Annotated in this window: 20 protein-coding genes; 6 read left to right on the forward strand and 14 right to left on the reverse strand. The window is 48.7% G+C overall.

Annotated features, from left to right (window positions below):
* Nucleotides 1-104: 104 nt before the first annotated feature.
* The 3 genes from EL628_RS05710 to EL628_RS05720 all read right to left on the reverse strand — a co-directional run bounded on the left by EL628_RS05710 (nucleotide 105) and on the right by EL628_RS05720 (nucleotide 3,122).
* Nucleotides 105-920: a hypothetical protein gene (locus tag EL628_RS05710; RefSeq protein ID WP_126579013.1), complete on the reverse strand. Its 816-nt coding sequence runs from the start codon at nucleotides 918-920 to the stop codon at nucleotides 105-107.
* Between the two features lie 17 nt (nucleotides 921-937).
* Complete coding sequence (locus EL628_RS05715; protein WP_126579014.1) at nucleotides 938-2,611, reverse strand: hypothetical protein; 1,674 nt, start codon at nucleotides 2,609-2,611, stop codon at nucleotides 938-940.
* A gap of 97 nt (nucleotides 2,612-2,708) precedes the next feature.
* Nucleotides 2,709-3,122, reverse strand: coding sequence for a hypothetical protein (locus EL628_RS05720; RefSeq protein WP_126579015.1), 414 nt, complete (start codon nucleotides 3,120-3,122; stop codon nucleotides 2,709-2,711).
* A 200-nt stretch (nucleotides 3,123-3,322) separates the two neighbouring features.
* On the opposite strand from EL628_RS05720, the gene EL628_RS05725 reads away from it, so the two are divergent.
* Together EL628_RS05725 and EL628_RS05730 are read left to right on the forward strand one after the other, a co-directional pair.
* Nucleotides 3,323-4,132 carry a hypothetical protein gene (locus EL628_RS05725; RefSeq protein ID WP_126579016.1) on the forward strand — a complete coding sequence of 270 codons (810 nt, stop codon included), beginning with the start codon at nucleotides 3,323-3,325 and terminating at the stop codon, nucleotides 4,130-4,132.
* 124 nt (nucleotides 4,133-4,256) lie between these two features.
* Nucleotides 4,257-5,126, forward strand: coding sequence for a hypothetical protein (locus EL628_RS05730; protein WP_126579017.1), 870 nt, complete (start codon nucleotides 4,257-4,259; stop codon nucleotides 5,124-5,126).
* A 514-nt stretch (nucleotides 5,127-5,640) separates the two neighbouring features.
* Here the strand turns inward: EL628_RS05730 and EL628_RS05735 are convergent.
* The 8 genes from EL628_RS05735 to EL628_RS05770 all read right to left on the reverse strand — a co-directional run bounded on the left by EL628_RS05735 (nucleotide 5,641) and on the right by EL628_RS05770 (nucleotide 13,959).
* Entirely contained in the window at nucleotides 5,641-6,093 is a 453-nt protein-coding gene (locus tag EL628_RS05735; RefSeq protein ID WP_126579018.1) for a hypothetical protein, read from the reverse strand.
* Nucleotides 6,094-6,109: 16 nt separating this feature from the next.
* Nucleotides 6,110-6,349, reverse strand: a complete 240-nt coding sequence (locus EL628_RS05740; RefSeq protein WP_245994211.1) for a hypothetical protein — start codon at nucleotides 6,347-6,349, stop codon at nucleotides 6,110-6,112.
* Nucleotides 6,350-6,525: 176 nt separating this feature from the next.
* Entirely contained in the window at nucleotides 6,526-7,797 is a 1,272-nt protein-coding gene (locus EL628_RS05745; RefSeq protein ID WP_161975295.1) for a GAF domain-containing sensor histidine kinase, read from the reverse strand.
* Between the two features lie 233 nt (nucleotides 7,798-8,030).
* A complete protein-coding gene (locus EL628_RS05750; protein WP_161975296.1) occupies nucleotides 8,031-9,194 on the reverse strand; it encodes a mannosyltransferase family protein in 1,164 nt (387 codons plus the stop codon).
* Between the two features lie 136 nt (nucleotides 9,195-9,330).
* Entirely contained in the window at nucleotides 9,331-11,130 is a 1,800-nt protein-coding gene (locus tag EL628_RS05755) for a sensor histidine kinase (RefSeq protein ID WP_126579022.1), read from the reverse strand.
* A gap of 9 nt (nucleotides 11,131-11,139) precedes the next feature.
* Nucleotides 11,140-11,892, reverse strand: a complete 753-nt coding sequence (locus tag EL628_RS05760) for a response regulator transcription factor (RefSeq protein ID WP_126579023.1) — start codon at nucleotides 11,890-11,892, stop codon at nucleotides 11,140-11,142.
* A 217-nt stretch (nucleotides 11,893-12,109) separates the two neighbouring features.
* A complete protein-coding gene (locus EL628_RS05765; RefSeq protein WP_245993998.1) occupies nucleotides 12,110-13,105 on the reverse strand; it encodes an NAD(P)H-quinone oxidoreductase in 996 nt (331 codons plus the stop codon).
* Nucleotides 13,106-13,389: 284 nt separating this feature from the next.
* On the reverse strand, nucleotides 13,390-13,959 hold the full coding sequence (locus EL628_RS05770; protein ID WP_307719289.1) for a YceI family protein: 570 nt from the start codon (nucleotides 13,957-13,959) through the stop codon (nucleotides 13,390-13,392).
* Nucleotides 13,960-14,277: 318 nt separating this feature from the next.
* On the opposite strand from EL628_RS05770, the gene EL628_RS05775 reads away from it, so the two are divergent.
* The 4 genes from EL628_RS05775 (at nucleotide 14,278) to EL628_RS05790 (ending at nucleotide 20,803) form a co-directional block, all read left to right on the forward strand.
* Complete coding sequence (locus tag EL628_RS05775; RefSeq protein WP_126579024.1) at nucleotides 14,278-16,248, forward strand: serine/threonine-protein kinase; 1,971 nt, start codon at nucleotides 14,278-14,280, stop codon at nucleotides 16,246-16,248.
* Nucleotides 16,249-16,318: 70 nt separating this feature from the next.
* Nucleotides 16,319-17,518, forward strand: a complete 1,200-nt coding sequence (locus tag EL628_RS05780) for a Gmad2 immunoglobulin-like domain-containing protein (protein ID WP_126579025.1) — start codon at nucleotides 16,319-16,321, stop codon at nucleotides 17,516-17,518.
* Between the two features lie 698 nt (nucleotides 17,519-18,216).
* The gene (locus EL628_RS05785) at nucleotides 18,217-19,689 is read left to right on the forward strand and encodes an LCP family protein (protein ID WP_126579026.1); all 1,473 of its coding nucleotides are present in this window, start codon (nucleotides 18,217-18,219) and stop codon (nucleotides 19,687-19,689) included.
* A gap of 121 nt (nucleotides 19,690-19,810) precedes the next feature.
* Entirely contained in the window at nucleotides 19,811-20,803 is a 993-nt protein-coding gene (locus EL628_RS05790; RefSeq protein ID WP_126579027.1) for a zinc-dependent alcohol dehydrogenase, read from the forward strand.
* Between the two features lie 378 nt (nucleotides 20,804-21,181).
* On the opposite strand, the gene EL628_RS05795 is transcribed toward EL628_RS05790, so the two are convergent.
* From EL628_RS05795 to EL628_RS05805, 3 genes are all read right to left on the reverse strand, one after another.
* Nucleotides 21,182-22,558: a serine/threonine-protein kinase gene (locus tag EL628_RS05795; protein WP_126579028.1), complete on the reverse strand. Its 1,377-nt coding sequence runs from the start codon at nucleotides 22,556-22,558 to the stop codon at nucleotides 21,182-21,184.
* 20 nt (nucleotides 22,559-22,578) lie between these two features.
* Complete coding sequence (locus tag EL628_RS05800) at nucleotides 22,579-25,263, reverse strand: protein kinase domain-containing protein (protein WP_126579029.1); 2,685 nt, start codon at nucleotides 25,261-25,263, stop codon at nucleotides 22,579-22,581.
* Nucleotides 25,264-25,372: 109 nt separating this feature from the next.
* Nucleotides 25,373-26,818, reverse strand: a complete 1,446-nt coding sequence (locus EL628_RS05805; protein ID WP_126579030.1) for a hypothetical protein — start codon at nucleotides 26,816-26,818, stop codon at nucleotides 25,373-25,375.
* Nucleotides 26,819-26,839: the final 21 nt, after the last annotated feature.

The raw sequence follows: 26,839 nt of genomic DNA on the forward strand, positions 1-26,839 counted from the left end.
CTACTCAGACCAGCTCATTCCTTCCAGGCTTTTTCCCAGGTGGAGCGTCTCCTCAGGCTATCTCATGCCGACATGGAGGTCATTGAGTATCACTCAGCCTCTTCCTACAGGTAACGATCAGTCACCTGAGGGAGGATCTGAGTGATCGCTTGCTCAAGCATACGTGGAGTCGCAGCCTTCACCGTCACGTGAGCGTTTGTGCCTTGATCGGGATTATCTACCTCAAGTAGAAAGATCTGCTGGTGAAACAGAATAATCGTCAGAGCAGCCTCAGGCTTCGTCTGTTCAGCCGAAGGCAGGGGACGCCAGCGTGCCAGATACTGAATCACCTCCGCTGGCTCAGCATAGGCCCGGGCCAGCGTCTCTGCAAGCTTGTCGGGGAGTGAGGTAGCGAAGAGCGCGGAAGCCTTCTCCCTGTTCTGCTGCGCAATCTTTACACCTTCCGTCAGGAGGGACTGTGTGATCTCACCCGATAGCTCCTCAAATCGCTGAGCGGATCGGAGAGAGATCACCGGTGTCAGACGTTGCAGAAGCTCATGATAATAAGAGAATAGGCGGAGTTGATAGACAGCTGGCTCCGGCTGACACTGCTCATAGAGTGCTCGTGCAAAGACATAGAGGAACGGCAGTTGGCGTTTGCCTGCGACCAGCGTATCGACGAAAAGGGTAGCATCGGGCCTGGCATAATCGTGGAAGAGCGCTTGCAAACGATCATCAATCACGCGCTCCCCAGCCGAATTCCACCCAACGAGCGTCCGAGCTCGCAGAGAATGATCGGCAGCCTGGATGATCTGAGCCTGCTGCTCCTCAGGCAGGGAAGCCAGGAGATTATCAGGCAGGCCGGGCAGCGAAGAGAGGTGTAGTGCCTGCTGAAGCAGAGCCAGTTCTTCGCGAGTAAAGCGTAAAGGCGTCTTATTCATTGATTTTCCTGCTAGAATTATTGATGGGTATAAAGACCAAAATACTCAGTGGGACCAAAGGTTTGAGGATCGATCCCTGTGGTATCAGTAGAAGACATATTCAATTGATTGCTTATTGTATATTTAGTGTGATTCTCGAAATTAAGTGAATGACCGGGGATAAATACAGGGACTTGTTGAAACCCATTTTGAGTCATTTCCCATACATAGTCGACATGGAATGTCTCTTTATTTCCATCATCAATATTACCGATATCGGTAAGATCATGAATCGCATGAAGATTATCTTGATATTCATGTTTAGTATCAATGTAACTGCTTAATTTTTTGTCCCATGGCAATGTATCTGCTTTTTGCAATGATTGGTAGGCTGTCTCAATGCGATCACTATTATTGAGAATATCCCAAACATTAACACCAAGAGGGTTTTTTACTAATTGATTCACGATGTCTACGAGATGCTTATCACTTAATTGTGGATTTTCGTAGCTTGAAAGAAGTGGGATTGGATCATGATTTGCATCATACATTTGATAGTTTACATGAGCATCTGGAGAGTGCATGACAGGAGCACCATAAGTAACTACATTAGCGACATGGAGATGATACTGACTTAATTGATTTGTCTTGCTCGTGTCCATAATTTCGCTGGCCCAATCCTGGGCTGCCATACCACCGAGGCTATAGCCAGCAAAAGTCACATCAGCCCCATTCATTTCAGGATGCTGCGACATATAAGTATTTATGGCATTGCCAATCTCGGTCAGATAAGGATTATCGGGAGCACCAACTCCTGTCTGGAGTGCAGTAAAGAGGCTCGTATCCCACCAATGAGAGATATCTGTTCCAGCAATAGTGATTAATAGCCCCTTTTGACCTTCTTTATTGGTATAAGGAGTGATGGTAATAGGTTTATTGGTATTTTGAGTGTGATCTCTTGGCGAACCAATATAATAGAAGAGATCGCGTGCACTCAAGTAATCCGGGTTGTTCATGACGCCCTGAAAAGTTGTATAAGCTGAATGGATCTCATCCGCCCAGTCTTTGAGATGCTTCTCTATTTCTTGTGCCAGATTGTCGAATGAATTGGTAAACTTGCCTTCTAAATCTTTTTCCAGCTTCTGAGTATCTTTAGAATTAGTATCTGCCCAGGGATTATCGTAGGTAACGGCATCGAGGACTATTGAATCCGCAGCGAGCGTTATCCATGCAGCACTATCATTGTAGACTGCACTCCACTTCTGAGTAATAATTGTACTACCAGTCGTTAAAACATCATTGAGGAAAGTCTGCTGCGTACCATCTGCCTGTAAAACTCCGTTAATCAAGGCATCTCTCCAGCTGTCAAAGACATTCTGAGGTACTTCATATTTGCTTTCATTTATAATTCCATCTAACTTTCCATCATAAGATTGGCTGGTATTGGTGATAGCACTGGAGAGAACAGACGAGGCACTGGAGACATGTCCAAGATGTTCAAGATGAGACTTAGCCTTATTGATATCAGTTCCAACTGCATCTAAAAAAGCTACCGCACTTGCACCCTGATAATGATTTGCGACGTCTTGTGATTTGACGTAATAGTCATCATTGTATTTAAAAAATTCATTTTGCAAGTCTTTCAATTTATTCCAAATCGTATTTAAGGTGTTTTTTACTGGTGAAGTGTGATTCTGTAACCAATTGCTCATAAAGTCTCCCTACATTTTTGCGTGATGATGCTGCTAATTTTGAAAATTAGTAGGAATTTAAAAATTATCTAAAGGTCTACCACCATCTTTACTGCTGTTACTGTATTTGGAAGTCATTAGGAATCTGTAAATTATCTAAAGGTCTATCACCATCTTTACTGCCGTTTTCATATTGGTCAGTGTAGATATTAAAGCTTTTTGAAACTATTTTGTCATGAAAGTCAAATAAATCTGCGGATCCTTCCAAGATTTTGCCAATATTTTGTCGGTTGCTAATGATTGTATCTAGCTGAGGTTTGTGTGTGGTGTCATAGTTGTAAAAAGCGATCTGTAAACAGCCAGGAAGAGTACTGCAACCATACGCTTGCCCAGTATATTCAGACTGAAAATCCTCCCACATTGTTTTTAGCTCACCTGCAAGGTGGGTAGAATCTTTTTCTATTGCTTGTCCAGCAAGTTGAATAGGTGTGTATTCTACTTGTAAGGTATCTGTATCTTTAACGAAGCTCATAGAAGATTAGCCTCCTTTATGGTAAAAATACTCTACAGATATTACTATTGACCTTGCTCAAAGTTCATGCTTTCTGCTATAATGGCATATATGAATTTAGATTTAGTTTCTTAAGAGAATAGCATATCAATTTATATAAATCAAGTAGGATGCTGTAAGTATTTAATGCTATTTTTGTGTTTATAAAATAAGGAGGTGGCATGAATACTATCAAGAACAAGGATAAAGAAAAAGTGAGGAGTGTCAAATTACTATTTAGTAGTATTTGGCATGCAAAATCCTTCTGGAGAGGCCTGATTATTGGCTTGTTCCCGGCTCTGGGTATCTGGCTCTGGATTCTGCCTTTTGTGGCACAGTGGCCGGAGTCGGTGAATGCGCTGCTCTTCTTGCTGCATTTCTGGATCTTCTGGTTCTGTCTGTTTACTGCTCTATTTGCCCTTTTCCTGAATACGCTTGCGGGCAGGAATAGTCTGTCCTTCCTTCTGGGCTGGCTTCCCGCATCCCTGTTCACCGTGTTCTCGCTGTTTGTTGTGCTCAATCAGCTGGCAGCGCCACTGCTCAATGTCACCTTGTTGCAGCCCTGGGTGGATCCGGTCTCCGATGACATCACATTGCAACCAGGACAGATTGCGACCGCAGATCTGATTGCGGTCACCTATCTCTCCTATGATAAGCTGCCGGAAGGAGAACGAATGGATCTCATTATTCATGTTCGCCTCCAGAATCTTTCCGGTGATGGCTTGACCTTGCTCCCGTTGAAATTTCATGCGTTAACGCGCAATCTCGATGATAGTGATAATTCTCCAAGGTTGACTGCTGATGGCTTTGACTACCAAGGAAACAACCTGTTTGGGCATGATGAGTCTATTTCATTAGAGGGCTGGTCAACGCTCGAGGGAGATCTCCTCTTTAGCTATAGCAGTGCACCCGGGACACCACTGCCGGATCAGTTTATCTGGTCGGAGGGTCCACAGAAACACTTTATCTGGCAGATGAACGCTCAACAGTGAGGCAGGTCAGAGGGGGTTCTATGAGCGCTTCTGGCTCGTGTTGGAGGCTTGATAAATGGTCAGCCCTCAAGGTTTCTTACGAGGATGGAAAGCCCTCTACTTAATGACGAGAGGATACTTCGAGATGTCTATTGGCGATGGACCTCCAGTTGAGGCCAACCCATCAACTGACAGTGTTGATGGAGAGAAAGTTGCGTCGATGGCAATTGAGAGAACGGTGGTATCCGGTCAGCCCTGGTTCTGGAGAGTCTGGGGTGCAAAAGCCTTCTGGAGAGGTCTGATTGTTGGCCTGTTCCCGGCTCTGGGTATCTGGCTCTGGATTCTGCCTTTTGTGGCACAGTGGCCGGAGTCGGTGAATGCGCAGCTCTTCTTGCTGCATTTCTGGATCTTCTGGTTCTGTCTGTTTACCGCTCTGCTTGCCCTTTTTCTGAATACGCTTGCGGGCAGGAATAGTCTGTCCTTCCTTCTGGGCTGGCTTCCCGCATCCCTCTTTACCGTGTTCTCGCTGTTTGTTGTGCTCAATCAGCTGGCAGCGCCACTGCTCAATGTCACCTTGTTGCAGCCCTGGGTGGATCCAGTCTCCGATACCATCACATTGCAACCAGGACAGATTGCGACCGCAGATCTGATCGCAGTGACCTATCTCTCCTATGATAAGCTGCCGGAAGGAGAACGGGTAGATCTCATTATTCATGTTCGTCTCCAGAATCTTTTCGCTGATGACTTGAACTTGCTCCCACTGAAATTTCATACGGTCACACACAATCTCGACGATAGCGATAATTCGGCAGAGTTGACTGCTGATGGTTTTGACTATCGGGGTAACAACCTGTTTGGCCACAATGGGGAGATTTCATTAAAGGGTTGGTCAACGCTCGAGGGAGATCTCATCTTTAGCTATAGTAGTGCACCCGGGACACCATTGCCGGATCAGTTTATCTGGTCGGAGGGTCCACAGAAACACTTTATCTGGCAGATGAGCGCTCAACAGTGAGGCAGGCCAGAGCAGAAGTGTAGCAATAACTGAGAATAAGAGTTTGCATATCAATTTATCTGGGCTTCAAGCCCTCAAAGACATTATCTATGGATATAGTGGGCTAGAGGACTAAAAAATGGGCAAACAGCTAAGAGCTCAATCAACACCTCAACGATCTTTAATAGGGGGATGCTTACTCGGGTTATTACCAGTGGTGGGGCTGCTGTTGTGGGGGCTATTCTGACGCGGATATTTCTGGATATCAAGGCCATAATCTCTTTGCTGCCAATTCATCGTTCACCATTGATGGCGGAGCTAGTCTGGAGGGGGATGTCATTTTCAGCTTCTCTAAGCAGCAAGTTTTGCCAGATCAATTTATCTGGCAACCATATACCAATACAAAGTATCTCTGGAGTTTTATGCTCTAATGGGATGAGAAGAAGAGGTATCATCTGGAGGCCGAGATGCTTGCCAAAAGAACATCGGCTGGCGTCTCGACCTCCAGATAATACCTCTTCTGCCTATTCTGATGTTAGAGATGCTGGCAACGCAAAGAGATGATGCCTGGAGCAAAGTGATTTGCCTTCTGCAAATATTCCTGCTCATTCGCCTCAATCATCAGTTTGTGCATCACTACAACATCTCCATCCGGAAGAGGTTCGGCTGGTTGTAAGCACAATTCCATTACCGCACATCCACGCTCGTAGACCTTTACCAGACCCCCTGAGCCTGGAATGCGATAGACACGATTATCTATCGATGGACTGATGACTTCCAGGTATCCAAACTTGATAAGCTGCTGATACTGATTCTCGGAGAGCATCTCTCGCAGAAGCGCTTTGGCTCTGCTCTCGGCTGAAAGATGCTCGCTTACTGATTCACGCAGACGACCAACTCCGCCATCAGGCGATTGCGAGAGGTAGTAGATCGCCAGGAGAAGAAAGAGCAGCCAGATACCCAGGAATAAACTCAGCGTTTCCAACATAGCTGCACTCAACTCCTCACCCGCCCACCACTCGCGGAACAAGGACAATCTGTTCGGCTGTACGATCAAATGTGTCGATCCGTCCTACAGTTTTTCCGGCCTCAACCCTGAAGGCTGTGGCTCCCTTTTTGCGCTCGTCGTTAAAGATCCGCTCAGCCTCGCGGACTGCCGCCACTGCATCAAGCTCATTCGTCTCGATTCCCTGAGAATCCCAGGTGATTCGATCGTCGCCGCGGCGGGACATGACCCGTAGCATACCCACAGTCAGTCTCCTTCTCCTGTACAAGCTTCCAGTACCGAGCCCCCTTCTTGCTGCTCATCAGCAAGGAACATCTTGAGATATTTTGAGCATAGCACGCATATTTTTGTACGTCAAGGGCTAGTATTTAACCTTTTGAGGCCAGACAAAGATGAAGGCAGAAAATAGACCTGTTATGTCAATAAGCAAGGTAATAAACAGGTGAAGGTACAGCCTTTACCAATCTGGCTTTCTACTAAGACCTGACCCCCATGCAGCTCAACGATCATCTTCACAATAGCCAGTCCAAGCCCCTGTCCGCCGGATCGGCCTGCTGCCGAGACCTGAAAGAAACGCTGAAAGATCTGCTCCTGATATTCAGGGGCAATCCCAATGCCATTGTCTTTCACACGCAGGGCAACGACGCGCGGCAGATCCTCGGTAACGGCGAATGTTTCATCCTGGCTCTCCTCGATCGTTGCGGAGATCTGTACATGCCCGCCAGCAGGTGTAAAACGCAGGGCATTGCTTAACAGATTACGAAGCACCTGCTGTAATCGGATCGCATCTGCATAGAGAGGAGGAAGGGTGTTGCTTACCTCAATCTGAAGGGTAATATCATAGTCTGCGGCTGTCAGCTCTAACTCTTCTGTCGCCTGACTAATAATATCTGGCAGGCGCACAATCTCACGTGTCAAACGCAATTGACCGGCATCCGCTCGCGAGATGAGGAAGAGATCCTCAAGCAGAGCATACAGTTGCTCGCTCCCTGAACGGGCACGCAGGGCATATTCGCGCTGCGCATCGGTGAGCTCACCAGTGCTCTTATCCAACAATAAATCTAAATAACCATTGATTGAGTTGAGAGGCGAGCGCAACTCATGTGTGATCATTGAGAGAAAATTGGCCTGTGGTAACTGCTTGAGCGGAGGCTCTGTACGCTGCGCCTGCATAAGGATCATGGCTGCTTGATCAGCCATGATCTCCATCTGCTGAAGTTGGGCTGCCCCAAAAGCACCTTCTTCCAGGTTCTCTCCTATCAACACTCCTAAGACGATCTCTCCGTGCTGAATAGGCACACACAGCAATGAGCCTCCCAGCCATTCCTCGGTGACAGGATCTGGCTGCACTGACTGAATGGCATCACCATATGGATGTGTCTGTCGCAAGAAATGTATTCCATCAGCGTAAGAAATTTCCTGCTGCCATGACTTTACTGCTTCAACGCACAGACTTGTTCGCCGGGCCACAACCTGTCCGATCAGACCCTCTCCCCACCGAAATTGTCCTGGTGCTCTCTTTCTATCTTGTGCGGACCAGCTGGCCTGCGTTACCAGTAATTGCCCACTCTCATCCACCAATGCTATCTCGCAATAGTGGGCACCCACCAGTGCCGCCGCATTCTGCACCGTCTTCTGCATCGCCTCAAGTACATTTGGCATCTTTACATCATATGTTGACTTCATCTGCAACCTGTTTGCATCACGAACAAAATATATCCTGGAGGTCATGCCACTACACTCTCTTTTTTCAATAGCACATCTTGACCAGTCTGGAGCCAACGCTCTCCACACACCAGATCATCAGGCCACCCAGTTATGATTTACAAACAGCATAACACTAAAAACAAAAACAAGCAAAGATGAAGTGATAAAGGCAGGACATTGCATCTTACCCCGGTATATGATCTTGATTCGCTTTATGCTATCCAGACATAGCTGATAAATAAAATCGTATTGATGACAAAGAATGGTAGACAGATTGCGAGATAGAGCCGATCAAAGCGCGGATACCGCCTGGCCCAAAGCGCAAAGATAATGGTGATCGGAAAGACTGCCTGCATATAGCGGGGAGCTGAGGCCAGAGGCAGCTTGTTGGCCGCCGGATGGCTGAGAAAGAACAGGATCATGGTTAATGCAAACAGGCTATAGTGCCAGGGCAGACGTTTCCAACCCACGCATAGCACGATCAATGGTATGATGGTAAAAATAATGTCCTGAACATTAAAGGCTCCCCCGGGCGAGGTGAAGATAATGAGTACTGCGCTCACAATTCCGGTCCAGGGGAAGGTGAGATGCCTCTGCCAGCCAATCTCTTCTTGCTTACTAAAGAGAAAGGGATCACCTCTGGTCTGCCAGAGATACGCCATATAGGTCAAAAGGGCCAGACCTAATAAACAGATTGGTAGAAGAGCATTCACCAATTCCCGCCAGCGAATCCTTCTGTCTGGCTGCTCAAGCCAGAAGCGCTGACCTGCCAGTACCAGAAAAGGGACCGCCAGAGCAATGCCCGTTGACCTCGTCAGAGTCGCAACAAACCCACACAATCCCGCCAGCCACCAGTCCAATGGTCGCCCACGTCGCAAGAGCCAGAAGATGAGCAGCGACAGAAATAAAAAGAGCGACTCTGTATAACCCGCAAAAAAATAGAGCGAGAAGGGCGAGAAGCTCAAATAGAAGAGGGCAATCTTCGCAACTGCTGGCTCAAACTCTGTACTCACCAGCTCATAGAAGAATACCAGAGCCAGATAATACCAGAGATTTGCCAGTAATAGCCCCGCCGCATAATCAGCCGTGGGGCTTCCACCAAAAAGAGCTCCAACAACGTGCATGAGCAGGGGCCAGAAAGGAAAAAAAGCGGTATCGTAAAGGTGTATATATCCTTTACTTGCAATATCGACATAATGGACCACATCCCAACGCCACCAGGCTTGCAGGCATGGGGTCAGATCGGGTGTACAATGACGGGGAGCTGCCTGTCCCAGAGGTGGAAAATTACTGATGCCCGCAAAGGTAATTAATAGTAGAGCCAGGCGGCTCAACCCAAAGACCCACGCTGCTTCTCTCCAAGCATTCCGTTGCATAAATACTAGCACAATCCTTCCAACGTAGAATAGAGATAGATACTCCAGCTGAGAATAGAGATACATACTCCAGCTGAGAATAGAGATACATACTCCAATATACAAGCGAAGGAAGGGCTAGCCGAGTAACCAGTAATTAACGAGCTTTTTTTCGGGCCGACGCAGGTAAGCGTACCATGGGTTGCGTCACCTCATTATCAGGAGCGGCAGGCAAGGGCAGGGAAAAAGAGATGCTTGCACCACCACCAGGGGCATTACTGGCCCAGATAGTTCCGCCATGCGCTTCAATAATGGCTCGGACGATTGCTAATCCCAGACCACTGCCACCTGTTGAGGATTGGCGGGCACCATCCACACGATAAAAGCGCTCAAAGATGCGATCCAGAGCATCTTCAGGGATACCTTCTCCTGTATCGGTACAGGAGATAATCACACGTTGTGGCTCCGCAATGGCAGAGATCGTCAGTCCCCCACCCTCCTGAGTATGTCGTAGCGCATTACTGAAGAGATTTGCAAAGACCCGCGTGAGCATATCGGGATCAGCCAGCACCAGTGGCAGCTGGAACGGAACAAGGTTGCTTGGCTCGATCTGATGGCGCTCAAATTCAGCAATCTGCACCGCCAGAACCTCATCGATAAGAGCGGCCAGCCGTACAGGCTTTGGCTTTGGCTGCAAAGCCCCCCCCTCTACTTTGGCCATCATATGCAGATCCTGTACCAGCCGGCGCAGGCGCAGGGTCTCATTCATAATAATGCGACCTGTAATCTCATAATCTTCTCGACTCTGATTGACGCCATCCATCAAAGACTCTCCCAGACCGGCAATCGCAGTCAATGGAGTAGCCAGATCATGAGTGATGTTCATAATCAGTTCACGACGCCAGACCTCCTGTCGCCTGAGCTCCTCTACATCTTGCTTCAGCTGGGTAGCCATATGGTTAAAATTGTCTGCGAGCTCACCCAGTTCACCAGGAGCCTTCATCGTCACCTGAGCGTCATAATTGCCCTGTGCCAGCACGCGTGTGGCTTGCGTCAGACGGCTCAGGGGGTTCGTAATCGTCTGTGAGAAGAGAATGGCAGCCAATGCCGCCAGCATTGCCACAGCTAACGAAGCTAACAGCACAGCCTCGCCAACCGAAAAGATAAAGGGGGGGAGTTTCTGTTCTCGATTTGTGACGACAATAACGCCCAGGAGACGCTTATCATCCATCAGTGGTCGCACCGAGAATGGCTGCACATTATCAATGGGGTTGTTACGACCAAACTCACCATCCGTTGATTGATGCTTCCGGCCCCAGGCCCGCTCAATGGCCTGTTCAAGCAGCGCCAGATCCTTTGCCTCTAGCGTGCGATTCTGGAGGCCCAGCGAATAGGCAACAACTTTATCAAGCGTCGAGCGGGCATTGGAGAGACGTTTTGCTGTTGCTGTCTCCTGTACATCGGGTGCGATCCTCTTGTTTGGATCGGTGGGCAGAGCCGTAGCCGTTGCTCGTGCGATTGCCGTAGCCTGCTCAATAGACAATGCGTCTGCGGTGGCAGTGGCATGAGTCGGAACCTGGGTGGCCAGTGGGTTTGTCTCTGCACGAAAAGGATAAATAGGGACCCCATTGGGACGAAACACGATCACAAGAGGCTGTTGATCCTGTTGAGTGAGCCAGCCATCGAGCTCCTGGTTCACTGCCAGTTCCAGATTATGCCTGGGATCATCCTGAAAACGTTTGACTATCCCATGTGCCTTATCATCCGCAATCCCTCCCACCACTGCGCCCAGACGGCCCCTCTGATCTTCTCCATAATAATGGCTGATCATTAAAATAGCGACCAGGGCAAGGAGGCTGGTTGCAATCAGAGCAATCAGGGCCGAAGCCAGGGCGAAACGCCAGCGAATGCTTTGCCACCACTGTATACGCATTGTCCGTTCACGTCTGTTCGCCATCGTGCTCTCCTACGAGGTAACTTTTGAACGCGATTTAGCCTCAAAACGATAGCCAACACGCCAGACGGTCTTAATATAGCGTAGCTCTGAGTCGCCTTCGATCTTTTTGCGCAATGCGCTAATATGCACATCAATCGTATGCCCATCACCCAGATAGTCGTAGCCCCAGACTTTATTCATCAATACTTCACGGGTGAAAACACGATCGGGCGATTTTGCCATCAGGGTCAGGAGATCAAATTCAGTTGGGGTCAAAGCCACTTCCTGGCCCTTGACCTCTACACGACGGGCAAGGAGGTCAATACTCAGACCAGGAAAACGGAGTAGCTCTTCGCTTGCCGGTGGAGGGAGTGGTGAGGACGAAATCGTTTCGCCTTTCTCCGCCACTTCAGCCGTTGTATTGACTCGCCGCAGGATCGCCCGGATCCGACTCACCAACTCACGTGGGCTAAAAGGCTTCACAAGATAATCATCGGCCCCTTGATCCAATCCGGCAATGCGATCTTCTTCATCTCCCCGTGCCGTCAGCATCAAAATGGGGGTCTGAGACCAGGCCCGAATACGCCGACAAACCTCAAAGCCATCAATCGCAGGGAGCATAATATCGAGGATGACCAGATCAGGCAGTTCACGAGCATGTAAAGCCAGCCCATCTGCCCCATCCTTCGCTACAACGACCAGAAAACCAGCATCCTTCAAATAGAGATTGAGGAGATGAATAATCCCTTCCTCATCTTCAATGACTAGAATCTTCTGCGCCATAGTTTATGCTCCTCAGTCTTTCCTGACCATTTTCAGACGACATACGATACGTGCGATCAGGTCGCCATGTACAGCGATGGGCTTGGTTTTTTTTAGCGATGGGCTTTTTTTTTTATAGTAGCATAGTTGCTCCAAAATTACACAGCTTTTTGCAGGCTCCACTCAATCTTGAGCAAATCTTGAACGTTATTGAGCGCGGTGACTCTGGAGTACTGCATCAGTCAAGCTGTACAATTAATTTTCCAAAGTTGCGATTTTCACCCATTACCTGATGGGCGCGAGCTATTTCGTGTAATGGGAAGACCTCTTCCACAATGGGCACAATCTGTGAGCTTGCCAGCAAAGGCACTACATGCGTGGCAAAACGGCGCGTCACACCCAACTTTTCTTCCAGGGTCCGAGAGCGCAGGGTACAGCCACGAATCTGAATCCGTTTGGCCATCACCAGGCTTAGATTGACCTGCGCATTGGTTCCACCCATAGTAGCTAGAAAGACCAGGCGACCCCACGTCCCCAGTGCCTGTAAGTTCTGCTCCATATAGCTTGCCCCCACGAAATCCAGCACCATCTGCACCCCTTCGCCCCGGGTCAGCTCCTTAATCTCATCTGCAAAGTGTTGATCCGAGAGGCCAACCTCCAGACCAAGTTCTTTGGCCCGCTCAAGCTTCTGCGGTGTACGTGAGGTTCCATAGACCGTTGCACCTGCAGCATGGGCCAGCTGAATCGCCGCCGTTCCCACGCCACTCCCGGCGGCATGAATAAGCACGCGCTCCCCCATCTGGAGACCACCCTGCGTAAAAAGTGCATCATGAGCAGTCATAAACACTTCAGGAATAGCGGCTGCCTGCACAAAATCGAGGTTCTCCGGAATCTTCACCAGCATCCCCTCTTGCGCCAGAAGATAGTCGGCCTGTGCACCTCCGCTAACCAGCCCCATCACACGTTGACCAGGCTTCCATGCGCTTACCAGAGGGCCAACGGCATCAACTTCACCTGCAAATTCTAAACCTGGAATATCCGCTGGTACACCGGCTGGTGCCGGATAAAAGCCCATCCGCTGCGCCAGATCCGCTCGATTCAGTCCAGCAGCTCGTACGCGCACACGGACTTGATCGCCCACTGGCACAGGTCGCGCCACGGTCTGCACCTGTAAGACCTCAGGGCCACCTGGCTTTGTAATGATAACCGCACGCATTGTCTCTGTTGTACTCATATGTTTCACTCCTATTTCCTGTATCAAATCTGTATGGGTAGGTAGGCCTCTTCTTTTCAATAGCCTCAATCACATTGTATGCCATCCAACTTTAGAACATTTCAATCCCCAGATTTTCAGGCACACAGGCATAACAGAGCATCTTACCAGCCTGAACTGGCATCCTATCTACCAACCTGACCCATTCATTCAGCCGGGCTTACAATTCTGTGATTGGGTGGAGGACATACAAAAAGCGACACGCCTGTATAGACGTGTCGCTTTAGACAAAAGGGGCGTCGACCTTATTTTACGATGGCCTCGAGCTCAATCTCAATCTTCACATCGTCAGCTAAAACCAGACCGCCGGTCTCGAGCGTGGCGCTCCAGGTCAGACCGAAATCTTTGCGGCTGATCTTCGTGTGAGCATTGACGCCAGCGCGCTGCAGACCATAGGGATCTTTTACCTGACCGCCGTACTCAGCATCAAACACCACCGACTTCGTCACACCGTGAATGGTCAGATCGCCAGTTACTTTGTAATCGTTACCGCCAACTGACTCAACATTGGTGCTCTTGAAAGTGATCGTTGGATATTTCTCAACATCAAAGAAATCAGGGGAGAGCAGGTGACCATCGCGATTTTTGTCACGAGTATCGAGGCTCGCAACATCGGCCTCGGCCTCAACCCAGGAGTTGGATGGGGTCTCGGTATCGATGTTCAAAGAACCACGGAATACGTTGAAACTACCTTTGGCTGTGCTAACAACCATATGTTTAACAGCAAACACTACCTGTGAGTGTGTCGCATCAATTTCCCAGGCCATTTTTAGAATCCTCCAAATATAAAACTTGACTTCCTGGTACATCGTCATACTGACTTTGTACTAGCTACCATCGAAAGATTAGTATCTTCTTCAACTGTAGTGATCATACCATCAATACTTTCTTTTGTCAAGTAGCTAACATTTAATTAGTCAAATACGTGGCGCGCAAAATCGTGAAGCTCCGCCATGCCAGCCCCTTCATACCATCATTTCCAACATGGAGGGGTGGACCTGGTACAGCAGAACTATCTCTGTCATCATCTGCCAGATATATTCTACAATTTACATTTAGCATTTTGTTAGTTACAATAACTTAAGATGTTATAGTTATAAAAAGGCTCTACTTGACAAGGAGTGTCATAAAAGATGGTTGAGCGTGTGACGCGCGCGGGACGCCGCATTGGTCATTATCAATTAATTCGTCAGATAGGAAAGGGAGGGTTTGCGGAGGTCTATCTGGGTCGACATATTCATCTCCAGACCCTGGTTGCCGTCAAAGTGCTTCATACCTCTCTGCAATCATCGGCGGTCAAAAAGTTTCGGCGCGAAGCTCAGCTGGTTGCGGGGCTCAGGCATCCTAATATTGTCCAGGTGCTCGACTTTGGTGTGGCCGACGAAGCGATTCCCTATCTGATCATGGAGTATGCACAGAAAGGGACGCTTCGTCAGCAGATTCCATCCGGCACTCGTCTGGCCCCCACCAGAGCCCTGGCGTATCTAGAGCAGATGGCAGCAGCCCTGGACTTTGCCCATCAGGCCCGTATCGTGCACCGCGATGTCAAGCCTGAAAATATGCTCCTCTCCGATAGTGGGCAGCTTCTCCTCAGCGACTTTGGCATCGCAACCGTCATCTTTGACTCAATTAACACGGCCACACCAGACGTAGCAGGAACGGCTGCCTATATGGCCCCTGAACAGCTACGAGGTAAACCTCAACCCGCCAGCGATCAATATGCGCTGGCCGTCGTAGCCTATGAATGGCTCTGTGGAGTCCGTCCATTTCGTGGCAGCTTTGCCGAAGTCGCCGCCCAGCATCTTCATACTGCACCACAACCGCTCCGCCGTCATAATCCCCGGCTCTCACCAGAGCTGGAAGAGACCGTCCTCATCGCCCTCTCCAAAAATCCAGCCCAGCGCTTTCCCACCGTCAGCGACTTTGTGAGCGATCTTATTGCCAGCCAGCAATCTCGCCCCAGGCAAATAACCAGACGCCCATCAGACTATCGCGACGCTGACCAGCCCGTAGAAGCAGAAGATAACGAACAGGCCGCAGATACCCATACACGCCGCAACCTCCTGATGGGCATCGGCGGCGGCATCCTTCTCGCCGGAACAGGCCTGGGCGGAGTGGCTTTATGGCAATATGAGAAGAGGAAGAATGGAGAAGAGATAAATTCTTCTCATATGAGTCAACTTAATACGTCTCAGCCAATCCAACAGGGCACATTACTATACAAATACACAGGGCATACGAATTATATCTATTCAGTTGCATGGTCACCAGATAAAAAGCGTATTGCATCTGGAAGTGCTGATCATACAGTACAAATTTGGGATGCATATAGTGGACAGAATCAAAAAATCTATGGATTGCACCAGGATTTTGTAAATTGTGTTGCATGGTCTCCCAATTCTGATTCGACAACTGTTGGATCTCATTTAATTGCATCGGGAAGTGTTGATCATACGGTCCAAATCTGGAATGCTAATACAGCTGCAATAATTTCAACTTATTCCAAACATACAGATGCAGTTAATTGTGTTGCATGGTCTCCTAATTCTCAATGTATTGTTTCTGGAGGAGCTGATTTATCCGCGCAATTATGGAGAGTCAGCGATGGTATAACTCTCATTAAATATGATAAGCATAAAAACGACGTTATGTCTGTTGATTGGTCTCCTAATGGATACATGGTTGCATCAGCAAGTAGGGATAATACCGTACATCTATGGGATGCTAAATTAGGAAATAATATATTTACTTATCAAGCTCATAAAGATTTTGTATATACAGTTGCATGGTCTCCTAATGGAAACTTTCTTGCATCTGGTAGCAATGATCATAGTGTTCATGTCTGGAGTCCTTCTAGTGCAGGAAATGCCTTTATTTATACAGGTCATCAAGCGGCAGTATTTTCTGTTGCATGGTCGCCTGATGGAAAATATATTGCATCTGCAAGTTACGATGGGACAGTTCATATTTGGGAAGCCCTAAATGGTAATAAATTATATATCTACCGTGGGCATGAAGGATTTGTACATTGTGTGAAGTGGAGTGAAAATCATATCGCATCTGGAAGTGCTGACCGAACTGTACAAATCTGGCAAGCAATATAGAGAGCATATAAATTCGTTTACTAACGTTTATATTTAAGAACGTAAATATAAATTTGGAGGCACTGTTCCTATGAAACATTACAGATCACGTCCACAGCAGTTAATAATGGTGTGTTTTATTATTTTGTTCACTTTTATGCTTTCAGCTTGTGATATGGGCGGAGGACAAAGTAGCCCTGCAAAATCCCCTACAGCGACTACAAGTGCTAGCAAAAGCACTCCTTCCACATCTGCTACAGCCACGCCAGCGGGTATACGTTTAGGGGCACAAACATGTCCCAGTGCAGTCAGCGTTCCAACCTATTGGGATGCTATTATTGCAACTCAAGCGAATATTAATAAAGTTGAAAGCGTTGCATGTGGTAACCTTGAAGGCAATACAACACTACAAGCACTTGTGTTAGTACGTAATCAAGGGACTGGCTCAATTTTAGATGTTTACGTTTATAGCAACATTACCAATCCAAAGCCTAAAAAAGATTTTCAATTGATGGGGCTCTATAAAGGTGATGCAAAAATTAGTAACTATAATACCGTAGTGACTGCTGAGGTAGATCTGGATTCGAGTGTGAATAAGAATCAGCCAAATGCAGGTGTAAAACAAGATCTTTACAGAGAATTCAAGTGGTCTGATAGCTCAGCCACACTGGTGCCAGTAAGCTTTCCTGGCATCTATCCAGTACTAACGCGTTATGAAGCCGAAGCCGAACAGCTTAACGTCAACAAAGGACAGAACTTCTGGGAGCGCGATGCTACACAGACTGTCAGTCACTTTGCGGATAAGTTACTTAATTGGCAGAATGCTCAAGTAACAATTACAAGTGGCGGTGGCCAGACCGATGTGTCTGCTGAGACAACTGTAAAAAGCCCTAAGATTGGTGGGGGAATTGTCAAGGTTTCAATGAGCCGATTGGAGGGGAATGCGAATGGTGGGATCTGGATTGTGACGGCGGTGGCGACGGATGGTTTAGCGTTGACGGCTCCCAACAACCAGGATCGGATCAGCAGTCCAGTCTCGGTGGCGGGTAAAGGGAATGCATTTGAGGGGGTAGTGGGGACGGTGAAGGTGCTCAACCATTTGTATGATGAGGTTGGAAGTGTTCAGGCAAAGGGTGGTGGTAATGGAGCGAATACACCTTTTTCGGCCAGCGTTACCTACACAAAGACCTTTAAAGGTGGGACTGAGGAAGGTCTGGTAGCCCTTTTCACAAACAGTCAGGCTGATGGTTCGATTGCAGGTGCAGTGATTGAGAAAGAACTGCTGGCCTAGAGGAGAGTTCATAGATCAGACTACCAGGATAAAAAAAGGATATGGAGGCGCGGTTCCTCCATATCCTTTTGTCATCTTTTGCGGTAAAAAGATGATCGCGTGAGCGAACAAAGTGGCAGCACATGAACACATCGGGCATGTCGAACCGTTTTTTTCATTGCGCTGTAACCACTTCAGAATACCATGAATCTCCAGGTACATTCTACAGATCGGTATTAATATTTCATTAAAAATGGGTAACCGTGACTGTTGTATTTCTTTTCGTTTCTGCTACTACTTTTTCCTCTGGATCGCGAACCTCTTGCCAGTTAGTCTACGGAAAGCATGCCCACTCCTATGGACATTCTCTTTGCAAGTGTTCTCTCTCGTCAGGGAGCTTTGTACAATGGTGGGTGGTGGCCTTTGGCAATGAAGTGCAGTCATATGTAATGATCTATTTATTGCATAAATGTGTATAACATATAATTTATAGTAAACATATGTTATATAATCTAAGAGCGATTTATCGCAAAATCTCGTAGGGCCCATCATGAATGATGGCCGTGGTGACCCACACCTCCCTGTTGCACCCTCTATTTTTGTATCCGAGTAAAGTATGAATATGGGGGAATTCTATCTACATGGCACACAATGAGTATACAATCTCTTTTTTTATCCAATGATATATCTAATGATATATCCAATGGTAGAGGAATAGAATGAACAAAAAAGTATCTTCTACACACATCTCTCAGCATAAAAGCGTCTCACCTTCTCTACGGCGACAATTTGTTCCTCGGCAGCCTTTTCCTCTGCCTCAAGGACCGCAACCGGATCGGGAGATCTCTGTGTTTCCGACGATGCGGATGCCAGTGCCGGTCTCTACCCTGCCCGGTAGACCTTTGCCAGCAGGAAAGAGCAGGCGTTTTCCTGTCTGGTCACGAGTAATCGCTGTTTTCCTGGTATTGTTGGTACTGCTTATAGGAGGAGTCTGGGGCTACTATCAACTTATCATTGCTCCGAAGCTCTCCGCGATTATTGGTCATCAAGCGATCCATCAACATTTTCTATCGGATGGTCGTGTGGACACACAAGGTGGAGGTACGCCGCAGATGACAGTGCCGACCGGGAATGATAGCACGCTGAGTGGCAAGAATCGTATTAATATTCTGCTCCTGGGCAGTGACACTGATGGTAAGCAGAACGATGGCGTTAGCGGAAGCCCACTGGCGCAGACGGATATTGTCGTCACAATTGATAAGCAGAGCGGTTACGTAGGAATGCTTTCGGTTCCGCGTGATCTCCAGGTGACAATCCCGGGTCAGGGCGAGAATAAGATGGATTTTGCCTTTCGTTATGGTTGGCAAGCGGGTAGCGGAGATTTCGCTGGTCATGCGGAGAGTGCGGCTGGTCTGGCGGAGGATACACTGGCTTATAACTTTGGTATTCATATTGATCATTATGCCTGGGTAGGTCTTCAGGGCTTTGTGAAGGTTATTGATACGGCTGGAGGAGTCGATGTGGATATACTGCATCCCATCGTGGAAGATAACTATCCCGATGATGTGAATAATCCGACCGGGCATAATATTGATTATAAAAGATTGTATTTTGCGCCGGGTCCACAACATCTTAATGGGACTGAAGCGCTCGAATATGTACGCACCCGGCACTCTGATCTCCAGGGTGATTTTGGTCGCTCTGCGCGACAGCAGCAGGTTTTAAATCAGCTCAAGATGAAGCTGGCCCAACCCGAGATTATTGCCAGAGCATCGGAGCTTTTGAGTGAGCTCAGTGGCTCCGTCTTGACGGATATGCAGCCAAATGACATCATTTACCTGGCTAATCTAGCTCGTGGCATCGATTCCAACAAGATTGATCGCCTGACCTTAAGCCCACCCTACTCGAACCCTAATGAGATCAATACCAACTATCTTCCCGATTGCTCACAGATTACGCCAAAGATCTCCCAGATGTTCGATATCCAAGGCACCTGCCTGACCCAGGAAGTTGTGGGAGTTAGTAATGATACCAGTACAGTTTTACCTCAAGCCACCCCGACAGTGACGGTAACGCCCTCAGGGTCAGTAAGCACTCCGACCAGCACACCCATGAGTGCTCCAACCCCCACGATTGCGCCAACCTTGCTACCTACGCCTACACCACGGAGTGGTCGTCATAATGGACTTTAACAAATTGATCCCGTTTAGAGTAAAATAGCAGCTCCCGGCTTGTCTTACGACAGCCTCAGCCTGTAAAATACAAGCATGACATCTTTTTTGTATTTTACAAGCTGAATGGATTTTCATTATTATGCAAGCACAGGCGATTCTTTTTCGGCGGCCAGACGAGGTAGCACTTGACAGTGTAACCATTCCCGAGCCGGGACCCGGCGAGGTACTGGTAGAGATCCAGTATTCCTGTATCAGCCCGGGGACCGAGCTGCGCTGCTTGAGTGGCAAGCAGAATGGGCTTGATGACTGGCCCTTTATTCCTGGTTATGCCGCCAGTGGACTGATCAGCACGGTCGGCCCTGAAACCTCTCTGGCGGTCGGCACCCCGGTTTTCTGTGGTGGTACCGAGCAGGTGAGCGGTGCCGCGAGAGGTTGGGGCGGTCATGTCAGTCATGCCATTCTCGAGGAGTCCAACGTCTATCCGCTACCATTCAACCTGAGCTTGCTCGATAGCTCACTGGCGAAGCAGGCTGCCATTGCCTACCATGGTCTTCGGCTCAGTCGCCCACAGCCATCGGAGACGGTTGCAGTCGTCGGGCTGGGCTTGATTGGGCAGCTCTCGGCTCGTCTACACGCCATGACGGGTGCCCGCGTTGTCTGCACTGATCTGTCAGCCTCTCGTGTTGAGCTTGCACGGTCGGCAGGTCTGGAGGCGTATCAGTTGCAGGGGAGCCTGTTCGAAACGCTGCATCAGGTTCTGCCACAGGGGGCTGATATCGTCGTAGATGCTACCGGCCATCCAGCGGTGCTCCCACAGGCCATCGCGCTGGCCAGCGACTTACCCTGGGATGACACGCTTACTCCGGCTCCTCGCTATCTTATACAGGGCAGCTACGACAACACCTTTAGTATCCCATATGTCCAGGCTTTCTATAAAGAGCTGTCGTTCCTGCTCCCACGCGATCAACAACCGCGTGATATTCGTATAATCATAGAGCTACTGGCTAGAGAGAAGTTGCACGTGCGAGATCTGATCAGTGCTGTGAGAGATCCGGAACAGGCGGCCACTACCTACTCTGAACTTAAAACACCTGATAGCAGCCTGCTTACTGCCGCTTTCCACTGGAGCTAGTCATTGGAGCTCACCATTGGAGTTAGCCGCCAGCATTCGCCATCTATCTTTCTAGCAGGGGGCACGTTGATCCAGGGCTTTCAAGTTCTCATCTTTTTGCCAACTTTGGCAGGGAGGGAAATTGAGCGAGGCCCCCATAGGCGAGGACTGAAGAAAATGAGTGCCTTACACTTTGCACGCCTGTTTTGATCAATGATGGATTTTAACACAATAAATCCTGGTTATCCAATTGTCACCAGGTCCGACTAGAGCTGAAATAGAGCCAGGGATAACACAAATCAATTTGTTAAAGTCCATCATGATGCCCGTTGTGAGCCCCACCACTCTGTCTCCTCCCGACGATGACCATAGTGCACCATGTTCCTATACTGTCCTACCCTACCCAAAGTACGGTAACACATACAAAATAAAGCCAATGATAGCCAGCACAATCACCAATAACAGGAAACTGGTCTGCATATAATTGCCACTATTTCCTACTGGCCTTTGCTCGTACTGAGGTGGAGGGGGAGCATACATCTGACGTTGGCGACTCTCCCATTCCCGTTGTCTTTGTCGTTGTCCCTGTCCACCATCCCTCCAGCCGGATGGATCGGGTTCGGCCCACTGTCGTCCGGGCTGTTGTGCCCTCGGCAGAGGCTCTGGACGATATCCTTGCTCATAGGGAGACGCTGGACTTCCTGGCTGAGAGGCACCCGATGGTCTGGGCATTGGGCGTTTGCCGGTTAGACCGCCACTTAAGAGATAAGTACTATCATTCTCTTTCGCTCCAAAGCGCTGCTGAAGAATCTCGTCAACATCATGCTTCATTGCAGCGGCATTCTGATAGCGTTTGCTAATCTCCATCTGCAAAGCTCGTTCCAGAAGGCGTTCAGTCTCCGGAGAGATAGCAGAATTGAGCGTGCGGGCAGGAGGATAGTTAAAGGGAGGATAATCGGCAGGGTCACGATTGGTTAAGATATGATGCAAAGTCGCGGCCAGAGCATAGAGATCGGAGCGAGCATCTGCCCGTCCTTGATATTGTTCAGGAGGGGCATACCCCGGCGTCCCCAGTGCAGTGGTCTGCTTACGTTTCGTATCAAGAGCATCGGCACGTGCAATGCCAAAATCAACCAGGCGTGCACGTCGATCTCGCGAACTCACAATAATATTGGCTGGCTTAATATCACGATGGACAATTGGTGGATGCTGGCGGCTCAGGTAATCTAGAATGTCGAGTACCTGAGAGGCATACGTTAATGCCTCTGGCTCGCTCATTGGCTTCTTATTTTTTTCGAGATAATCCTCAAGATTCTGCCCCGCCGCATACTCCTGCACCATATAGTAGCGACCGCTCTCTTCAAAGAGATCGGTTACCGTAGGGATGAGTGGATGGTCGAGATGAGCTAATGTATCGACTTCGCGTTTAAAGTTCCGTACATCTTCCTGTCTCTGTTCAGGATCATCCTTATCAGAGATCAGCTCTTTAATAACGACTTCTTTATTGGCGATACGTGTATCCTGTGCAAGAACAGCTGCCCCCATCCCTCCTTGCCCAAGAATCTTTTTGACCACATAGCGCCCACCCTGCAAGCGTGAACTTGGGACCAGTGTACTGGTCGTTGTATTGCCAGTGCCACTGGTTACAGGCTCGTGCAGTTCAGACTGAGATGGTGCTCCCTGCACTGCCATAGTTGTAGGGTCGAGGGAGCCTCCACAATCGATACAGAAATTTTCACCAGCCGGATTTACCGTACCGCAATAGGGACATTTCATAGTCTGCCTTTTACTATCTCTTATTTTAGAAAGCGCCCGAGCGCGGACTCCATGTGAATATGCCCGTTATCATCCACATATAGTACCACAATTGCTTTATCTACTGGATCTCCATCACTCCCAAAAGCAATCTGTCCACTGACCCCCTGCACTGTATTATCCCCTTTGATCTGGCTTAAGCCCTGCTGAAGATCCTGGGGTGTAATTTTCTGCTTACCTAAATTGTACGCCAAATTAGCAGCATTCAGCAATACAACCGTTGCATCGTATGAGAGCATCGCATCATTATCGGACCGCGTAAAGCCATAAGCTCCACCACTTTGCTTGCCATTGGCATTAAAATTTGCGGCATATGCTCCAAAGAAATCAGGCTGCTGCCCCCCATAGCCCAGAATGCTCCACTCATCAGGATAGGCAAACGCGGTAAAATGGAGATGCTTAAAACCTGATCTGGCCTCTGGTGGATAGCCTCCTAACTCATAGAGCGCATCACCACCCAGGATGGGTAGGGTGCTTCCAGCCGGTAGGTTCTCCAGAAGAATACTTAAGTCGCTAGAGTAACCAGAGAAGTAGATAAGATCAGGCTCCTTACTTAATGCATCTTTGAGCAGACCTGGCAACATCTGTGGCTTACCAACAGTATACTTTTCTTGTACAACAATGCTTTTCCCATCATCGGTAAACTTGCGGGCAAAATCTTGTGCAAGACTCTGGCTGTAGGCATCGCCATCATCCGAGAACATTGCTACCCGGCTGGCGTGGAGCGTCTGCTCTGCATAATTGGCTCCGGCAATCCCCTGCACTTTATTGGAAGGAACAACACGGAAAAAGTAGGGCGAGGCCTGAGTCAAGAGATCGCTAGATGCAGTCTGCGAGACCAGCGGAATATGAGCATCCGCCAGCGTCTTCAGTGCCGCCAATGTACGTGAACTGTAAGGCCATCCCATCACACCCACAAACGTTGCATCAGCATGGGACAGCTGTACAATCTGCTGCGCCACTGGTGCCACGCCTTCCTGCGTGCTTCCAGTATTCGCGATAAGCAGGCGAACCTGAGTGCCATTATGGAGTTTAGAATGAGAGTTATACTCTTTCTGAGCGACATAGGCACCCTGCAGATCATCACGGCCAATCGTAATAGTGCCATTATCTCCCGTCAGCATAGTAGCTATCACCAGTGTCAGATAAGGGCTGCCAGAATTAGCCACGCGAATATCTTCCAGATAGATGAGAGACTCAGCATCGTTAGCGCTCTGTTCAACGCCAGCATTGAGAAGCGAGATAACCCGATTACTATCGCCGCTATTCTGTTTAAATGCCTGCGCCGCTTGAGCTTTAAGTGAACCATCTGGTAGCGTCGTATCAAAGGCAAAACTGCCATCACTGATTCCTATCGGCTCCCCCTGAAGGCGCGTGATACCCAGTCCTGTTGCTGGTATCGTAGCGGTAGGAGTGCTGTTCGGCTTATTGGACCCATTGGCACCCAGATGAAGGACAGAGGCTCCGACGCTTACGGCCACTACCACGATTGCCAGGAAGATCAGCAGTGGCCAGATTCGTCGTTTCTTCTTCGGTGTGAACGTTGGAGGTGGTGGTGGGGCTGCCATCGCTGGAACAGGTTGAGACTGATTATATACTGGAAGCGTTGCCTGTTGATTATATGTATTGTATGTATTATAGCCGCCCGATTGGGAAGGGCTGGGCTGACTTTGAATGGCCTGCATTGCTCCAGAGGTGCCAAGGAGATAACTATCAATATTTCCTGCCAGGCCAAAGCGCTGACGCAGGATAAGATCAATCTCTTGTTTCATGGCAGACGCACTCTGAAAGCGCTTATTGACATCGTTTTGCAGCGCTTTCTGCAAGAATTGTTCAATCTCTGGAGATAATTGAGGGTTAAGGAGCCGCACAGCAGGATAGGCAAAGGGAGCACTATTGCGTGGATCGCGGTTTGTTAGAAGATGATGCAGCGTTGCGGCCAGAGCATAGAGATCAGAGCGAGGATCAGCATTGCCCTGATATTGCTCAGGAGGGGCATACCCTGGCGTCCCCAGAGCAGTCGTCTGTTTACGGCGAGCATTGCGTGTCTCATCCGCTCGGGCAATCCCAAAATCGACCAGATGGGCTCGTCGATCGCGAGTGCCAATAATAATATTGGCAGGCTTAATATCGCGATGAACAATAGGCGGCGTCTGATGCGAGAGATAATCGAGCACATCCAGGATTTCAGAGATAGCGATCAATGCCTCGCGTTCTCCCATTGGCTGAGCCGTTCTTTCGAGCCGTTCCTCAAGATTCTCGCCCTCAACATACTCCTGAACAAGAAAGTAGCGCGTATCCTCTTGAAAATGATCTGTGACATTAGGGACAAGCGGATGATCGATATGGGCCAGCGTCGCCATCTCACGTTTAAAATTGCGCACATCGTCTTCACGTGCTGCTTGATCCACCGCATCCGAGAGGAGCTCTTTAATGACAACCAACTTGCTATCAACGCGCATATCTACAGCCAGGAGCGCAGCTCCCATCCCACCCTGTCCGAGCACCCGCTGAATAACATAGCGCCCCCCCTGCAATTTTGCACCAGGCAGAAGGGTCCGACCAGCTTTTGGTAGCGCTGCCGAGCTTGCCTGAAGCAGACGGCCACAACTGCTACAATAGCGTACTCCATCCCTGTTTTCAGCATTACAGTAAGGACATTCCATCTTATAGCCCCCTCGAAGCAACAATAAAAATGATATTTGATTCTATAAAGAGAAGAGATAATGAAGAAAATTCAACCTATGTTATAGAACGTACGAACATAACAAATATTCAATGGGCAGGTGATGCTGATATGTTCAGATGTTGTAGAAGTCCCTGGGTATCCTGATTGGTGATCAATGGCAACGACGGATAGGTCTGGTGGGCGAAGGGATTGACGGCATAAAGGATGCCAAAACGATGATAGAGCAGCAAAGGTCCAGTGCCCTGACCTGTCTTTGTAAGGTTTTGTTGGGAGATGAGTACCCCATCGGCAAGATTCTGTCCACTCCAGAATTGGGCTGTAGAGCCCACACCTGAATGTGCAGCAAGAGCGGGATGGAGCATTGTTGTCTCTGACACTTGAGGAGTGAGAGACAACAGCCTCTGTTCTTCCCATGAAGTGGCGTAGGCAGGTTGAAGCGGAACGAGATCAGACGTTCCATACATGGCATTCAGGATCGCCTTGCTCTGCCAATGTGCACCATTCCAGGCGATCTGCATCAAGACGAGCGATTCATATCCTTCGCTTACCTTTGCGTTATGGGTCGTAGACAGCACCGAATCGGGCTGATTCAAAGCAATAGGGTTGCCTTCTTGATCTAGATAGTCCCAGACCGCACGCACCACAACCATCGCGTTACCAGCGTCCAGGCCCATATTTGTATAGGTAAGCTGAAAGTTGGTCGTATCACAGAACTGATGACAATCCTGGGTTCCAGTCTGACATTCTCCGCCATTGACCTGAAGTAGTCCAATACACCTGAGTTGTGTGTTCACCTCCGTATCCAGGACCAGATGCATCCGCGCCTGTAGCGGTTCCTGCGCTATAGCGATTGGATTGGTTAAAGAAGTGGTTGCATATGGCTCACCTGACTGGATGGTTGTAGACAGGGTATGTGTGTCAAGCTCTGCCTGGACTGATTGTATCAGAGTCGCTCTCTGGGAAGGAGGGAGCTGAGTGAGGGGAGGGAAGCTATCTGGCACAGTAATTGACCAGGCCATGATTCCAGTTGCAGTATTCAGGATCGGAGTTGGTGAGATCTCACACGTTGTCTGCTGTGGATTGAGAGGAACCACTAAGATACATGGCTTATCTATTAATGGGCTCGCATGCCAGACCAGTGTATGTCTGCCCGAAGGCAACGTTAAGGGATGGTCCTTGCTCGTTTGAGTTGCTGTGCCATCGATAAGCAATGTGCCTCTGGATAGATTGGTAAAATAAAACTGATTATCCGAGGCAGGCGTGATAGTGGGCGGAGTGGGGTGAATGAAATAAGGGCTTAATAGCGATGGAAGAGGCGAGACCCAGAAGAGGAAGAGCAGAATAAGGAGCGCAGTCCCCCCCGAAATCATTGCCTGCCATCGTCGCTGGTGCCAGGGGGAGGAAGATTGATTATGCTCTCGTTTTTGTTGGAGCGAAACGGGTAGAAAAGCAGGAACTTTTTGCGACTCTGGCTCTAGATCGACGATCTCAACTGAAAAATCGTCCTCATCGTGGTAATTATTAGAATACATCAAGCACCTTCTATTCCAGAA

The organism is Tengunoibacter tsumagoiensis (assembly GCF_003967535.1).
In the GTDB taxonomy this organism is placed as follows: domain Bacteria; phylum Chloroflexota; class Ktedonobacteria; order Ktedonobacterales; family Ktedonobacteraceae; genus Tengunoibacter; species Tengunoibacter tsumagoiensis.

Bases quoted from the DNA above. Each gene is read 5' to 3' on its own strand.
- EL628_RS05710 (WP_126579013.1), bottom strand. From the start codon at position 920: ATGAATAAGACGCCTTTACGCTTTACTCGCGAAGAACTGGCTCTGCTT.
- EL628_RS05715 (WP_126579014.1), bottom strand. From the start codon at position 2,611: ATGAGCAATTGGTTACAGAATCACACTTCACCAGTAAAAAACACCTTA.
- EL628_RS05720 (WP_126579015.1), bottom strand. From the start codon at position 3,122: ATGAGCTTCGTTAAAGATACAGATACCTTACAAGTAGAATACACACCT.
- EL628_RS05725 (WP_126579016.1), top strand. From the start codon at position 3,323: ATGAATACTATCAAGAACAAGGATAAAGAAAAAGTGAGGAGTGTCAAA.
- EL628_RS05730 (WP_126579017.1), top strand. From the start codon at position 4,257: ATGTCTATTGGCGATGGACCTCCAGTTGAGGCCAACCCATCAACTGAC.
- EL628_RS05735 (WP_126579018.1), bottom strand. From the start codon at position 6,093: ATGTTGGAAACGCTGAGTTTATTCCTGGGTATCTGGCTGCTCTTTCTT.
- EL628_RS05740 (WP_245994211.1), bottom strand. From the start codon at position 6,349: ATGCTACGGGTCATGTCCCGCCGCGGCGACGATCGAATCACCTGGGAT.
- EL628_RS05745 (WP_161975295.1), bottom strand. From the start codon at position 7,797: ATGAAGTCAACATATGATGTAAAGATGCCAAATGTACTTGAGGCGATG.
- EL628_RS05750 (WP_161975296.1), bottom strand. From the start codon at position 9,194: ATGCAACGGAATGCTTGGAGAGAAGCAGCGTGGGTCTTTGGGTTGAGC.
- EL628_RS05755 (WP_126579022.1), bottom strand. From the start codon at position 11,130: ATGGCGAACAGACGTGAACGGACAATGCGTATACAGTGGTGGCAAAGC.
- EL628_RS05760 (WP_126579023.1), bottom strand. From the start codon at position 11,892: ATGGCGCAGAAGATTCTAGTCATTGAAGATGAGGAAGGGATTATTCAT.
- EL628_RS05765 (WP_245993998.1), bottom strand. From the start codon at position 13,105: ATGAGTACAACAGAGACAATGCGTGCGGTTATCATTACAAAGCCAGGT.
- EL628_RS05770 (WP_307719289.1), bottom strand. From the start codon at position 13,959: ATGACGATGTACCAGGAAGTCAAGTTTTATATTTGGAGGATTCTAAAA.
- EL628_RS05775 (WP_126579024.1), top strand. From the start codon at position 14,278: ATGGTTGAGCGTGTGACGCGCGCGGGACGCCGCATTGGTCATTATCAA.
- EL628_RS05780 (WP_126579025.1), top strand. From the start codon at position 16,319: ATGAAACATTACAGATCACGTCCACAGCAGTTAATAATGGTGTGTTTT.
- EL628_RS05785 (WP_126579026.1), top strand. From the start codon at position 18,217: ATGAACAAAAAAGTATCTTCTACACACATCTCTCAGCATAAAAGCGTC.
- EL628_RS05790 (WP_126579027.1), top strand. From the start codon at position 19,811: ATGCAAGCACAGGCGATTCTTTTTCGGCGGCCAGACGAGGTAGCACTT.
- EL628_RS05795 (WP_126579028.1), bottom strand. From the start codon at position 22,558: ATGAAATGTCCCTATTGCGGTACGGTAAATCCGGCTGGTGAAAATTTC.
- EL628_RS05800 (WP_126579029.1), bottom strand. From the start codon at position 25,263: ATGGAATGTCCTTACTGTAATGCTGAAAACAGGGATGGAGTACGCTAT.
- EL628_RS05805 (WP_126579030.1), bottom strand. From the start codon at position 26,818: ATGTATTCTAATAATTACCACGATGAGGACGATTTTTCAGTTGAGATC.